This is a genomic window from Leptothoe sp. ISB3NOV94-8A, assembly GCF_043421595.1.
Classification (GTDB): Bacteria; Cyanobacteriota; Cyanobacteriia; order Phormidesmidales; family Phormidesmidaceae; genus Leptothoe; species Leptothoe turfae.
Genome location: NZ_JAXSQW010000001.1, coordinates 4331868 through 4347102 on the forward strand (window position 1 = coordinate 4331868; position 15235 = coordinate 4347102).

A 15235-nucleotide genomic window follows, 5' to 3' on the forward strand; every position below is an offset into this window, starting at 1 on the left:
GAGAAAATGGGTTTAGTAAAAAACGCCGCGATCTGTGGTAGCGATTTTGAATAACGTTTTCAATTCAGGTCTCATCATAACAGCGGAAATTAGATAGGCGTCACGAGTGAGGCCACCGAAGCAATTAACTAAACGGAGTCTTCAAGTTACGGAAAATACTTTAAAGGTTGCTTCAATCAGGGGCACTTTTACAGACGATTTTCCACAGGGGAACTAGCAAACACTCCTAAAGCATTATTGATGCGAGCGGCTGTGCGGGGATGTCGATTGAGCAACGTCCCGCCTAGATAAAGGCTAGATGAGCTACCACCATCTAAATTAAGTGCATCAGTACATCCCAATTTCTGAACAATCTGAGCAGTTTCTGGCAGCGTAGGACCACGGCCACCCACCCGATCTTGAATAGCGATTAGCTTGATTTGACCAGTCGGAGTAAGGCCAATAATACTGCGGGGGGCTCTACCTTCGATGAAGTTACGGCTAAACGATTCCTGCTGGGCGTTCAAGACAATTTGCCCTCTGGTTATCAGCAAAGGACCCGCCCCTAAAGTGTGGGGCAACTGCTCAAAACTAGAGGGTTGCATTTGTTGTGTTAAGGCGACGGTTGCTCCAGGCGCAAAAGCGGATGCAGCGGAATTAAAAGACCGTAAAACGAGCAGATAACCACCTGGAGGAATGGGCACAGTCTCTTGACCTGCAGATCCCAACGTACGTTGCTGCAGCACTCGCTCATTTTGCACCGTGACAACCACTTCATTATCAACCAGGGTGGTGTATTGAGGCCCCCAATGTTCTGTGTAGCGAGCAATGCCAGCTTTGACATAGCCGCTGTTGAGGTGATCAATAGGATAGGTTTGATTGTTAGCGGTGACGGTGGCCGCTAGAGTTAGGCGACTCATGATGACATTACCTTGGTCATCCCAACCCATGGCCCCACGCCCAAGAATTGGGCCAGAAATCCAGCTGTTATTAAACCGTAATGCCCCTAGTGGCAATTGATTATTTCGATTAAAGAAGCCGCCATTGATTAAGGCTATAGGCTGCCACTGCTCGGCTAAATCTGATGGCGGTTTAATGCCAGCCGCTTGGTCAGGAAACGCCCACAGAGGCAGCAAAGAAAAGTCAGGATGATTGGCGTCTAGACTTAAGGTATACACAGGGAAGCGCTGACTGCCTAAGCTAACGTAACGCTGTTGAAATTGCACGCCATCGGCCCAGAGGATTTCTTTAGATCTGAGAGCATCAGGGCGAATATCAATCACCAGGCGGTTAGGCTCAGCTAAACTCCAGACATGGGGCTTCAGATGGTTGGCCACGGTCAAGGTGAGGGTGGTGCGTTGAGCACTGGAAGTGATGTTGGCACCTTTGAGGCTGTTGGTGGGCGTTAGTTTAAAGGCTGAGATAGCCCCTGTATCCATTGCGGCATCAACGGTCACCGTAATGCTATTGGTTGCCGGGCTTACCTGCCACGAAGCTTCTTTACTTAAATCCAATACCAGACGATCACCCCAGGATTGACGCCCCTGACGAACCGCCATGATCTGACTCGTTGGCAGGGTTAAGTCTAGAACTGAGCCCTGGGGAGTGACTTGCCACTCATGTTGACGCCCCAAGGGGGAAATATCCACATAGCGATGATGTTCGTATCGCCATGCAGGCAAGGTCAGCATGCCTTGATTAGCGCCATTAAACCAAGATACAGGCTGCTCAGATGGGTCGCCTGTACTGCCTAAATCAACACCTAAATGGGTTGCGATCGCACCATCTGCAATGCCAATCAAATCACGTCGCTTTTGCCATGCACCATTCACCAGGCGGCCATTGAGTCGCAACTGTCGACCACTAGCGGTTGGCTCTGTAGCCTTCACCAGTGCCAGTCGCCCTAAGGATGCTGTAACAACATTAGTTACAGCTGGTTGTGAATCTATTTGCGCACCGCCTAGCACAAAGCTACAGACACAAAGCATTAAAACAAGATACTTTAGTGACGATCTGACATGGGGCGACCAAGGACCTTGCACCGACATAGGCAACCAATTCAACGAGGTGAAGCGAATTAATTAGCAGCAGGGCTTTTAAATTACCGACCGCTTTCCAGGCGTTATCAATCCTGAAACTACCCCAAGGGTACTACCTAGAAAGAAGTGGCTATGGACAGTGAAGTCACTTTAAATAACCTTCACATACCAGCACAATTAAAATAGGCTGAGCCAAGACAACTGTAGCTTTCACGGCTCAATCTGGACTTTGGCATACCCATAGCCAGGCACCAAGACCCCACAAATCCCACAAGCACCTCATCTTTCAAAGCCCTTAAAGATTCTTGACGAATCCAAGTGAGGCACTTGATAATAGCGATCCTCAAGAATTTTGAGGACATTTCCCAACGCAGTTCGTCAAGTTCAGTGAAGGATCGCTAAATTTGATTTACTTTTACTATGTAAAGGTAGTGTGATCATTGTCACACCGAACGCCCGCTATGAGCGTTTGCAGGCAATGGTCGGCTCATGGGAGATTTCCCACGTAGTGCTGTTGGGAGTATCAGTTTATACACATCGATCCTGTTCAGCGATGTTGACTGGTGTCAATAGCTCGTTTCCTTAGGTGGATTTATTACGGTCTACCAATTTTGTAGAGCGATATATCTTAATCGCCCTTAGTTGCGTATCTGGGAGATTACTTTTCAATCGCTATTAGTAATAACTGCGAGGGATTCTCTAGCAGTTAGATAACCAATCGTTTTTCTATTTTCTTCTTGTGACTGGCCCATGGGTAATAAGCGTGTAGATAATGTGCAAACAAATCAGCAATGTCAAGGCCTGGAGCCTTTGGGGCCTAAATCACTAGTGGAGGAACGAGACGCTTGTGGTGTGGGTTTTATTGCTGATCAGCAAGGCCGTGCTAGTCACCGCTTAGTTACTGATGCGTTGCATGCCCTTAGCTGCATGGAACATCGGGGAGGTTGCTGCGCCGACCATGACTCTGGGGATGGGGCAGGTATTATGACCGCCATCCCTTGGAAAATTTTGCAGTGCTGGGCCGCTGGCCAATCATTAAGGCAGGGCCATGTTGGCGTGGGTATGACATTCTTACCCCGTCATGGTGATGCCGCTGAAATTGCTAAACAAAAGTTTGCTCAGGTAACTAAGGCCGCTGGTATGACCCTGATTGGTTGGCGGCCTGTTCCCGTAGCATCTGAGACATTAGGTGCACTAGCTCGGGAATTTGAGCCTCAGATTGAGCAGGTGGTTGTTGAATCAGAAGCAACTGGTGATGAACTAGAACGCCAGCTTTTTCTATTGCGCCGTGCCTGGCTAAGAGCAATGGAAGCGGTTCAGGGCAGTGACGAGCTGGCAGCGGCCCTCAAAGAAGCCTACATGTGCTCCTTCTCTGGTCGAACTTTGGTCTATAAGGGCATGGTCCGCAGTGATGTGCTTGGACAGTTCTACTTGGATTTGCAAGATAGTGATTATGAAAGCGCATTTGCTGTCTATCACCGTCGCTTTAGCACCAACACCATGCCAAAGTGGCCCTTAGCCCACCCCATGCGTCTATTGGGTCATAACGGTGAAATTAATACGCTGATCGGTAACATCAACTGGATGATGGCCCGAGAGGCGGATTTGGCAAGTGCTGTATGGGGAGACAGCATCCAGCAATTGAAACCCATTGTGAATGCTGATAACAGTGACTCGGCCAACTTAGACAACGTCATGGAGCTGCTGGTTCGCTCAGGGCGTACGCCAGCCCAGGCCTTGATGATGATGGTGCCTGAGGCCTATCTAAATCAGCCTGAGCTACTCAATTATCCTGAAATCACTGACTTTTATGAATACTACAGTGGTGTACAGGAGCCTTGGGACGGTCCAGCACTTGTGGTGTTTAGCGATGGCAAGCAAGTGGGTGCCACACTGGACCGCAATGGACTGCGTCCTGCTCGCTACGCCATTACCCGCAGCGGTTACCTGGTTGTCTCGTCCGAAGCAGGCGTCGTTGAGCTACCTACAGAGGAGATCGTTGAAAAGGGACGTTTAGGCCCTGGTCAAATGATCGCCATTGACTTTGAGACCCATGAAATCCTGAAAAACTGGGATATCAAACAGCGGGTGGCTCAAACTCAACCCTATGGAGCATGGCTCCGCAACCATCGTCAAGACATCTCTCCTCAGCTTTTCAGTGAACAGCCATACCTGGAAGGAAAGTCTCTACTGACACAGCAAACCGCCTTCGGCTATACGGCTGAAGACCTGGATATGGTTATTCAGGATATGGCGGCTCAGGGGAAAGAGCCCACTTACTGCATGGGGAACGATGCCCCTTTAGCGGTGCTATCTGAGAAGCCTCATCTGCTGTTCAACTACTTCAAGCAGCGATTTGCCCAGGTGACCAACCCCCCCATCGATCCTCTGCGGGAGCGACTGGTGATGTCGTTACAAATGCAGTTGGGGCAGCGCCATAATCTATTGGATGAACAACCGAGTCAGTTGATGAAGCTGGAATCACCGGTGGTTAACGACAATGAGCTGGCGCTAATTCGCCAGGGTAGTTTGAAAACAGCTAGCATTTCTACGCTTTACACCATTGAAAACGGCCCCCATAGCTTGAGCCAAGCGCTGGAGGCTCTTTGTAATCAAGCCGATACAGCCGTTAAGGCAGGGTCTGAGATTTTAATCCTTAGCGATCGCATCGATGCCCATGGCAACCCAGCCACACTATCCGCCACTCAAACCTACATTCCACCTCTATTAGCCGTAGGTGCCGTACACCACCATCTGATCGGTAACGGCTTGCGGATGAAAGCTTCACTGATAGTGGATACCGCTCAGTGCTGGACCACCCACCACTTTGCTTGCCTAGTGGGCTACGGTGCCAGCGCAGTCTGCCCATACCTGGCACTAGAAAGTGTTCGTCACTGGTGGGCCAACAGCAAAACCCAAAAACTGATGGAAACCGGCAAGCTGCCTGGCACTACATTGAATGGAGCCCAGGCCAACTACCGTAAGGCCGTGGAATCTGGATTGCTGAAGATTCTATCCAAAATGGGCATTTCTTTACTTTCCAGCTATCAAGGTGCGCAGATTTTCGAAGCGATTGGTATTGGGCCTGAACTATTGACAGCAGGCTTTAAGGGCAGTATTTCTCGCCTGGGCGGTCTAACCGTGGCTGAGCTAGCCGAGGAAACCATGCGTTTCCACAGCAAAGCATTCCCCGAGCTCACTGGCAAACGTCTAGAGCACATGGGCTTTGTGCAAGCAAGGCCTAAGGGGGAATATCACAGCAACAGCCCACAGCTCACTAAACTGCTGCACAAGGCAGTTAAGTCTAATCAATATGACCACTATGCCTTGTACCAGGAGCAGCTGAAGGGGAGTCCTGTAGCAGCGCTGAGAGATCTCCTGGACTTCAAGAGTGACCGTGGGTCTATCTCGATGGAGGAGGTGGAACCAGTGGAAGCCATTATGCGCCGCTTCTGCACCGGGGGGATGTCCTTGGGGGCACTGTCTCGGGAAGCCCATGAGACACTTGCGATCGCAATGAACCGCATCGGGGGCAAGTCTAACTCTGGAGAAGGCGGCGAAGACACCGTCCGTTTCCAGCCCATCAACGATGTGGACGATAACGGGCTGTCAGCCACGCTGCCCCACCTGAAGGGCTTAAAGCCGGGTGACACCGCCTGCTCCGCCATCAAACAGGTAGCCTCAGGCCGCTTTGGCGTCACACCTGAGTACCTCATGAGCGCCAAGCAAATCGAAATCAAGATGGCCCAGGGTGCCAAGCCGGGTGAAGGGGGTCAGCTACCCGGTCGTAAGGTGAGCGACTACATTGCTTCACTACGCCGTTCCAAGCCTGGCGTAACGTTGATTTCACCACCACCTCACCACGATATCTACTCGATTGAGGACCTGGCTCAGCTGATCTTCGACCTGCACCAAATCAATCCAACTGCAGGTGTTTCAGTCAAGCTGGTGTCTGAAATTGGCATTGGTACCATTGCAGCCGGTGTGGCCAAGGCCAACGCCGACATTATTCAGGTCTCTGGCCATGATGGAGGTACGGGGGCATCTCCCCTCAGCTCTATTAAGCATGCAGGTGTGCCTTGGGAACTGGGTCTGACCGAAGTCCACCGCGTGTTAATGGAAAACCAGCTGCGTGACCGCGTGCTACTGCGTGTTGACGGGGGCCTTAAAACTGGTTGGGACGTTGTCATGGGTGCCCTGATGGGTGCAGAAGAATATGGCTTTGGCACCATCGCCATGATTGCTGAGGGCTGCATCATGGCCCGAGTTTGCCACACCAATAGCTGCCCCGTTGGAGTCACTACCCAGCGCGAAGAACTGCGTAAGCGCTTTACCGGTGTGCCTGAGCATGTGGTTAACTTTTTCCACTTTGTCGCTGAGGAAGTTCGTTCACTATTGGCGCATTTGGGCTATCGCTCATTGAATGAAATTATTGGTCGGGCGGATCTGCTGACCACTCGCGCTGATGCTAGCCTCACCAAAACCCAGGGCTTGACGCTGAATATCATTACCCAATTGCCGGATACCCGTAGCGATCGCACCTGGCTTGACCATGGTGATGTTCATAGCAATGGTCCCGTATTGGATGACACTCTCCTGGCAAATGCCGAGATTCAGCAAGCCATTACTAACCAGACTGAACTCCACAAAACCTCTGATGTCATCAACACTGATCGCTCTGTCGGTGCCCGCATATCTGGAGCCATTGCCAAAAAATACGGCAATACTGGCTTTGCTGGCACATTGAACCTCACATTCAAAGGCAGCATCGGTCAAAGCTTTGGAGCCTTTAACCTACCGGGGATGAATCTCCGTCTCATCGGCGAAGCCAATGATTATGTCGGCAAAGGGATGCACGGTGGCGAACTGATCATTACGCCCTTCGAAGGCGTCCAGTACGATCCATCGAAAAACGTCATTGTCGGCAACACCTGTCTCTACGGAGCCACTGGCGGTACACTTTATGCCTTTGGTAAAGCTGGTGAGCGATTTGCCGTACGTAACTCTAAAGGTCAGGCTGTGATTGAAGGAGCCGGTGACCACTGCTGTGAATACATGACCGGTGGCGTTGTGGTTTGCCTCGGTAGCGTAGGACGTAATGTCGGTGCCGGTATGACCGGTGGCCTAGGCTACTTTCTCGATGAACAAGGTGATTTCCCCACCAGAGTTAACCCTGAGATTGTCAAGGTACAGCGGGTGATCACCACAGCCGGTGCTCAACAGCTTAAAGAGATGATTACCAATCACGCAGAACGCACCGGCAGTACTAAAGCGGCCCAGATTTTAGCGAATTGGGACAACTATCTACCCAGGTTCTGGCAGGTGGTGCCTCCATCAGAAGCTGATCGTCCTGAAACGCTAGATAGCACAGCAACCGTTGTCACCACAGTTGGTTAAATTAACCGAAATGCTGACATTTACTTGACTTGTCATGATCTTCTCAGCCATCTCCATTCAGTGGGAGATGGCTATGTTTTTGACAGACATCCAGCTAGTCTAGGATGTTACGATTTCAAGCGATTTCGGAGGTGCCCAAAATTGCTTCAACATGCTCTGAAGGAATGGTCTGTAGCAGTGGATGCCCTTGTCCAAGGCCAAACAATTCTGCTGCTGCGCAAGGGAGGCATTCGTGAGGTAGGCAACCATTTTCAAGTACCCCATCAGCGAGTCTGGCTATACCCCACCTATGAACACCAAAAAACGAACTTATTAAAACCCCAATGGGCTGCACAAGTAACACCTGTGGCAGCTGGCTGGCATCCAACCCAGGTGACTATTCAAGCTTGGGCCAATATTACCCAGGTGTGGACCGTTAGAAATGAGCAGTCTGTTAACTCGTTGCTGCCATTTCACATTTGGAACGAGCAGTTTGTAACGGAACGTTTTCGCTGGAAACCCAGCCAACCCCTGCACCTGCTGTTAATGCGTGTATATCGATTAACAACACCAGTACAGCTTGACTGGCAGGCTGCCTACGGTGGCTGTCGATCTTGGCTAAACCTAGAAACCCCTAGAGATACCAAACAATCTGTCCCCGTTTTAGATGAGCAGACATGGACGGTAGCCGGACAAAAGATATGCCATCAAATCCAGCAATTTGAGACCATCGGGTCCTGGCAAGGCAATGAAATATTTTGAGATGTTTCATTGCAAATGATCTTACTTACGTCATATTTACCTACGTTTTGAAACCATAATTTATATGGAAGTCGATAACTATAAAGGAAAACCGACGATCCCCAGCTTCCCTAGCTAATCAGCCATACAAAGTACAAGCTGCTCGCTTATTGAGGCAGTGATTTTGTACACCATCTATGAGCAATAGGGTTTGTTATGACCGTGCTAAAAGTTGGCATCAATGGGTTTGGCCGTATTGGTCGTTTAATACTGCGAGCCGCTGTCAATAACTCTAATATTGAGTTTGTTGGTATTAACGATTTAGTCTCCCCTGAGAATCTGGCCTATTTACTTAAATATGATTCCACCCATGGTCAGTTCCCAGGCCATGTGGAAGCAAGAGATAACGGCATTGTTGTCAGTGGTAAATTTATCCCCTGTTTTTCCATCGCTAACCCAGCTGAACTGCCCTGGGGCAGCTTGGGTACCGATTATGTGGTTGAAGCGACAGGACGATTTTCAACCTATGACAAAGCCGCCAATCATCTAAAAGCTGGGGCAAAGCGAGTTGTCATTTCAGCTCCCACTAAGAGCCCAGAACAGGTTCCCACGCTATTGGTAGGGGTAAACCATAAGACCTTTAATCCCGAAACCGATCAAATTGTCTCCAATGCTAGCTGCACCACAAACTGTCTAGCGCCTGTAGCCAAAGTGATCCACGAGCATTTTGGCTTCGCTGAAGGTCTGATGACTACAGTGCATGCATCTACAGCGACTCAATCCACCGTGGATAGCCCGAACAAGAAGAGTTTGCGCAGTGGTCGTGGTGCAGCTCAGAACATTATTCCCGCATCCACAGGTGCCGCGAAGGCCGTTACCCTGGTGCTCCCAGAGCTAACAGGTAAACTAACAGGTATGGCTTTACGGGTACCCACGCCTGATGTATCGGTGGTTGATTTGACCGTTCGAACTGAAAAGGCCACTAACTATCGTGAAATCTGCGATGCCATGAAAGCGGCATCTAACAACGGGTTACGTGGGGTCTTAGGCTATACAGAAGATCCCGTTGTTTCAACTGATTTTGTGGGTGATCCGCGCTCTAGCATTTTTGATGCAGGCGCTGGTATTGAACTTAACCCCAATTTCTTCAAGCTGATCACTTGGTACGACAATGAGTGGGGCTACTCCAACCGTGTAGTTGATTTGATGCTGCACATGGCCATCACTGAAGGCCTCCTTCAGGGGGTTACTAGCGATGCTTTAGAAGCAGTTTATGCATAGTTTGAGATAAGAAAAAGCGACCCAAAATTGGGTCGCTTTTTCTTATAAACACTTATTAGCCAGAGGCCACTGAACATTAGCGCAGACTCAACCACCCATAGACTGATACCAGTAATAAGTGGCCATAGGAATGACCGTAGCCAAGATCAGTAGAACCACAACGATCCAAGTTGAGCTGGTGCGATTTTCCTCAGTTTCCTCAGCAGTGGCAAAGGTACCTTCCACATTGATGGTTTCTTCGATCACGGGAGGGCCAGGGTCAGGATCGCCCGTTAATATAGCAGCTAAGCGTACGGTGGCATCACCAAATGCTCGGTTGTAACTGTTGCTTTTAATTAACGGTGCTTTCATTGTTTCCTTCGTGATGCTTTCGGAAATCTCTTCAGGAAGTAAAGCAGCTGTTTCTTCACCGGATTTAATGCCAATGGTATTGGTGACATCATCCAGAACAATCACAGTTTGATTTGCACCTGCTTCTGGAGAAGGAAACCAACGAGCAAAAATTTGCTCAGCAAAACTTTGAGCCGTTTCACCATAGTCCAAACGATGAATGGTGACATAGCGAACCTCTTGACCGGTTTCAGTTGCTAGTTTCTTCAGGTCTTTGTTCAGATTACTTTCGTTAAGCCGAGTGATTTGCTTGGCGTCATCTAAGACCCAGTTGTCGGCATTAGGACTAATGGGCATGTCATAGATCCCGGTAGCACTGGCTGGTGCCGCAATTGATAGATTAATAGCTAACGCGATCGCAACCACAACTATCCAGCGGCAGCGATGAAATATCGAACTCAAGCGCATGATGTTTCAAGAAGCAGCAGTCGAGCAGCCATATAGCGGCCCTAATCACTACTATAGATGACCACATGCCTCTGAGAAAGCTAGTACAGTCTTGGGACTAGCGTTTAGCTGATTGTACTTGTACAGCTACAACACAACCATCTGAGATCGCACTGTCCAAAATTTGTAATTGTCGTTGTTCTACCACTGTCAGACTGGATTTTGAGCGATAACGCTCAACCGCTAAGGCAATACCAGGGGCCAATTCACCATGGGTAAGTGCTGTGCGCACCAAAACTTCTAGATCCTTGCCAACAAATTGAGAGGTGTTGAACATCGTAAAAGCTGGGTGAGTGGGTAACTGTTTATACATTCGCCCTTCTCAGCTCAACTTCCGGATCAAAGGTTATCTAGATCACATGGATTTCCGATTAAAGAGCCACTTAAACAACTGGTTGTCGCACTGATCAACCTCACTCAACTAGTTTTTGTGAAATGAGCATGGGCTGCTAAGGCTATGGCAGCTGGATAAATCCGATGCTCTTGTACCTGAATACGAGATTGGAGACTTGCTTCAGTGTCACCAGCCAGCACGGGCACAGCTGCTTGCATAATTATGGGACCGCTGTCGACTGCTAGCTCTACATAATGTACTGTACAGCCCGCCAGCTGAACCCCTGCATCTAAGGCCTGCTGTACCGCATGGAGACCCGGAAAACTGGGCAATAAACTGGGATGAATATTGAGCAAACGTCCACTAAAAGCATCAATTAGGTGTTGCGTTACCCGCCGCATCCAGCCTGCCATAATCACCCAGCCGACATCATGTTGGACAAGGGTATCGACAATGGCCTGATCCAGCACTTCGCGAGACGCAAACTCACGATGATTTAGAAGAACCGTAGGGATCGACCATTTAGCCGCTCGCTCCAGAACGTTCGCACCGGGGTTGTTACAAACGACAACATTAACCTTGGCATTGAGCCGTGAGTCCTCAATGGCGTCCATAATGGCCTCAAAATTGCTGCCGTTACCAGATGCTAAAATCCCCAGCTTGAGAGTGGGGTAGCTGAGCGTTTGCCAATCAATGTTAGGACTTAACAAACTAGTGATGGAATAGTCAGTGGGAACATAACCCATAGCATCAAACAAGAAACAAACTCTAGAATTCTACAGGGGCATAGGCAACGTTCATTTCATTCGCCATAACCTACGTATAATCACTGATTTAACGGAAAAGGGCTGACTTAGCGATACACCGTTAGCTCTTTTCTGAAAAATCGGGGCATAGTTAGGGAACACATCACGTTCACTCATTGCATTGGTGAAATGAGTTTATCTGTCGCTTCAAATGTTGATACCCCAAATTTGCTCGGCGTAATAACCAGCGCCTTAAATGCTGTTGCCGCACCTATCTACGTCAAAAGCCAAGATCATCGATGGTTGTTTGCAAATACGGCCTGTTGCCAGTTGCTGAATGTATCCCTAGAGAGCATTAAAGGTTGCCTGGACCATGACGTGACAGCAGTAGTTGATGCAGATTTGTTGCGATCGCAAGACGCCAGCTTCTTCACCACAGGCACAGTTGCTGAGCAAACGATTTACCTGAATACCTGCCATGGCAAGCACCAGTTTTCAGGGGAGCGTGCCCTCTTACAAACCCCAAATGGTCTAGTCCTTATAAATACCCTCCAAGACATCAGTGAGTTGGTTCAGCTTCGCCACCTTAACACTGACTTACAGCAACAACTCGAAGAACGTGACAGCGCTCTAGATCAACTAACAGAATTTGAGGCCACCTTAAAACGGATTACTGACCGGGTACGGGACAGCCTGGACGAGAAACAAATTTTACAAACAGCCGTACAAGAAATCACGGAAGCCCTCAACGTTAGAGGTTCCAATACCTCTCTGTATGATCTAGAGCAGGGCACCTCCACCATTTATTACGAGTACACCACCCTGCCATCCGACCGGGGGCGCGTCTCCCAAATGGAAGCCTTTCCGGAGGTTTATCATCAGCTGCTCGAAGGCCAATACTTTCAGTTTTGCTCCATTGCCCCTAACCCAGTACGGGGCCTGGTGTCGATGTTAGCCTGCTCAATTTTTGATGACCGGGGTGTCCTCGGCGATCTATGGCTGATTAACGATAAAGAACACGGCTTTAGCGAATATGAAATTCGCCTCGTGCAACAGGTGGCTAACCAATGTGCCATTGCCATTCGCCAGGCACGGCTTTATCAAGAATCCCAATCCCAGGTACGTGAACTAGAGCAAGTCAATAACCTTAAGGATGACTTTCTCAGCACCGTTTCCCACGAGCTGCGCACACCCGTCACCAGTATGCGTGTGGCTCTACAGCTGCTCGGAGTCACCCTCACCCAAGAACTAGGGTTGGAGCATGAACTGACCAACCCCGATGCAAAGCAAGGTCGCATTGCCCGCTACTATCGCATTCTCAAAGAAGAGTGTGAACGGGAAATTAGTTTGATCAACGATTTACTAGACCTACAGCGTTTGGACGTGGGCAACCACGATTTAGCACTACAAACGATCCAAATCAACGAATGGCTCCCTGCTTTGGTCAGTAGTTTTCAAGAACGTGCTGCCAGTCGTCAGCAACAGCTGCAAGTGACCATTGCGGAGAATATTCCCCTATTGAAGTCAGACTTGTCGAGCCTCGATCGCATTTGGGCCGAACTTCTAAACAACGCGTGCAAATATACCCCTCCCGGAGGTGAAATCACACTTTCCGTAGTGCAGATGAAGGACGACATCTTAAAACTTGCCCTCGTAAATACAGGGGTGGAAATTCCCCAGGATGCACTGCCACGTATTTTTGACAAGTTTTATCGGGTGCCTAGCGCCGACCCCTGGAAACAGGGAGGAACCGGATTGGGCCTAGCATTAGTCCAAAAGCTGGTGGAACACATTAACGGAGTTATTACAGTTAGGAGTGAAGATGATCAGACGTGTTTTACGATTGAGTTACCGCTCTCCTTCACACCTTGATGAGAGATAGCACTCACATGGATTAAATCCATATCAGGAGGTAGTTATGGTAACTGCACCGTCAGACACGAGTCTAGAAACCTATGAGGGTCAATTTGGCCCGTTTGTCATCACTGCGGACGATCGACGCGAGGTCGTGATTTACCGCTGTGGTTTAGCCATAGCCGCTTTCAGTTTTGCTTTGGGGGTTATGTTGCTGCGCCTAGGCAATGGTAGCACCGGGCTACTTTGGACCATTTCTGGATGTTACTTAACCATGTGGTTAGGTCTGGGCATTAGTCTTTGGTTCATTCATATTTATCTAAAACCGCTACATCAGGCATTACAGGGGTTGTGGTTAGCAGGAGGCCTAGCCAGCCTGGGCATTGCCATAGGTGTACCGGGACCATTAGCCCTGACAGCGTATGAACAGCCTTTGTCGATTTTGGGCATAGGGTTTACCTTTGCAGCCATGACCGGCATCTTTATCAAAGAAGCCTTTTGTTTTAATCGACTTGAAACAAAATTTCTGGTGCCCCTAGTTCCTAGCTTGCTGTTGACCCACATGGCACAGGCTATGCCCAGTCATATAGGTCAGGGGTTACTGATCGCTTGGGCAGTGTTGTTTGTCATCTTTGCCCTACGTAAACTAATGCAGCCAATCCCACCTGACATTGGCGACAAAAGTGTCTTTGAGCACCTCAAACAGAAGCGTCAGGCAAACATCTAGGGGCATTGCCCATACAGGTAAGGGCGTTCCATGGAACGCCTCTATGATTTTGCTCCTATATTAGGGTTATTCATGGGCATCCTAGAACCGTTGAAACAACGGGGATGCTAGGTTGGAACGAGCATATTGGCTGGCTTGGTCACGGGTTAAAGATGTCGGGCCAGTGTTGATAAAGCGGCTGCATGAGCAGTTTGGGTCACTGGAATTAGCCTGGCAGGCTGCCCCAGTTGAACTGCTTGCTGTGGCAGGCATTGGTTTGATCACAGCGGATCGGATTAGGGAGATGCGATCTCATCTCAACCCCCAAGAACTATTAGACAAGCACGAATCACAATACCCAGACTTTTGGACACCAGCTGACTCTGACTATCCCAGTCTACTGTGGGAAATTCCAGACCCACCTCCCGTGCTTTACTATCGCGGTCCTCTCAGGCCTAATGCTTGCACAAATCCTATCACCATAAGCATTGTCGGAACTCGCCACCCTAGTCCCTACGGACGTCGTTGGACCCAGCGCTTAAGTCGTCGCTTGAGTCAACGGCAAATCACCATTGTTTCTGGCATGGCCACTGGCATTGACACCCATGCCCATCAAAGCTGTCTAAATACCGACGGCCAAACCATAGCCGTACTTGGCACTGGTGTAGATGTCATCTATCCCCGTAGCAACGCTCAAATTTACCAACGCATCTTAGAAACCGGCTTGATCGTGAGCGAATACCCCAACGGTACGCCGCCTGATCGTAGTCACTTTCCTCGACGCAACCGCATCATTGCTGGCCTTAGTCATGCCACCTTGGTTACCGAAGCCCCAGAACGCTCAGGTGCACTGATTACAGCTTATTTAGCCAATGACTATGGTCGTCATGTCTACGCATTACCTGACGGTCTAGATAATCCCACCTGTCGAGGTTGCTTAGTCCTCATCAATACTGGAGCAGCCATCATCATGGGTGAAGACCAGCTGATCAAAGATCTGCTCAATATTGGCGTTCCCAATTCAGATATGGCTCATAAAAATATGACCCATCAAAACGACCGTAACAACCAGGGTGGCGATGAAAACAGGCATTTTATAAACACTCAGCCAGATACATCAGCACCTGAACCGGCAAAGTCTGCACCGGAGGTAACACTGGATAAAAACCTACAGCATATTTTGCAGATGATTCCTGAGGAACCGGTCAGCCTGGATAACCTAGTAGAAACCACCCAGCTAGACACAAGTGCCCTGCTGGGTGGCTTACTACAGTTAGAACTCGCTGGTGTTATCGTCCAATTACCTGGTGGCCAATATCAGCGCACATAGTCATAGTCATGG

Annotated in this window: 10 protein-coding genes; 6 read left to right on the top strand and 4 right to left on the bottom strand. The window is 49.3% G+C overall.

What is annotated here, in order from left to right:
• Window positions 1-188: 188 nt before the first annotated feature.
• The gene (locus SPB21_RS18255) at window positions 189-2027 is read right to left on the bottom strand and encodes a phosphodiester glycosidase family protein (RefSeq protein WP_499867358.1); all 1839 of its coding nucleotides are present in this window, start codon (window positions 2025-2027) and stop codon (window positions 189-191) included.
• 741 nt (window positions 2028-2768) lie between these two features.
• Between SPB21_RS18255 and gltB the strand changes: the two genes are divergently transcribed.
• From gltB to gap, 3 genes are all read left to right on the top strand, one after another.
• On the top strand, window positions 2769-7415 hold the full coding sequence (gene gltB / locus SPB21_RS18260) for a glutamate synthase large subunit (protein ID WP_163696648.1): 4647 nt from the start codon (window positions 2769-2771) through the stop codon (window positions 7413-7415).
• A 141-nt stretch (window positions 7416-7556) separates the two neighbouring features.
• The gene (locus SPB21_RS18265) at window positions 7557-8156 is read left to right on the top strand and encodes a DUF1802 family protein (protein ID WP_499867359.1); all 600 of its coding nucleotides are present in this window, start codon (window positions 7557-7559) and stop codon (window positions 8154-8156) included.
• Between the two features lie 195 nt (window positions 8157-8351).
• On the top strand, window positions 8352-9416 hold the full coding sequence (gap, locus tag SPB21_RS18270) for a type I glyceraldehyde-3-phosphate dehydrogenase (RefSeq protein WP_163661826.1): 1065 nt from the start codon (window positions 8352-8354) through the stop codon (window positions 9414-9416).
• An 87-nt stretch (window positions 9417-9503) separates the two neighbouring features.
• Here gap and psb32 read toward each other — a convergent pair whose 3' ends face one another.
• From psb32 to purN, 3 genes are all read right to left on the bottom strand, one after another.
• On the bottom strand, window positions 9504-10214 hold the full coding sequence (gene psb32, locus SPB21_RS18275) for a photosystem II repair protein Psb32 (RefSeq protein ID WP_499059347.1): 711 nt from the start codon (window positions 10212-10214) through the stop codon (window positions 9504-9506).
• Window positions 10215-10311: 97 nt separating this feature from the next.
• Complete coding sequence (locus SPB21_RS18280) at window positions 10312-10566, bottom strand: hypothetical protein (RefSeq protein ID WP_499867360.1); 255 nt, start codon at window positions 10564-10566, stop codon at window positions 10312-10314.
• Between the two features lie 104 nt (window positions 10567-10670).
• On the bottom strand, window positions 10671-11333 hold the full coding sequence (purN, locus tag SPB21_RS18285) for a phosphoribosylglycinamide formyltransferase (RefSeq protein WP_499867361.1): 663 nt from the start codon (window positions 11331-11333) through the stop codon (window positions 10671-10673).
• A 189-nt stretch (window positions 11334-11522) separates the two neighbouring features.
• On the opposite strand from purN, the gene SPB21_RS18290 reads away from it, so the two are divergent.
• From SPB21_RS18290 to dprA, 3 genes are all read left to right on the top strand, one after another.
• Window positions 11523-13205: an ATP-binding protein gene (locus SPB21_RS18290; RefSeq protein ID WP_499867362.1), complete on the top strand. Its 1683-nt coding sequence runs from the start codon at window positions 11523-11525 to the stop codon at window positions 13203-13205.
• A gap of 46 nt (window positions 13206-13251) precedes the next feature.
• Window positions 13252-13914 (top strand): DUF2301 domain-containing membrane protein, encoded by a 663-nt coding sequence (locus SPB21_RS18295; RefSeq protein WP_163696652.1) that lies wholly within the window; start codon window positions 13252-13254, stop codon window positions 13912-13914.
• 112 nt (window positions 13915-14026) lie between these two features.
• Complete coding sequence (dprA, locus tag SPB21_RS18300; protein ID WP_499867363.1) at window positions 14027-15223, top strand: DNA-processing protein DprA; 1197 nt, start codon at window positions 14027-14029, stop codon at window positions 15221-15223.
• The last annotated feature ends 12 nt before the right edge of the window (window positions 15224-15235 follow it).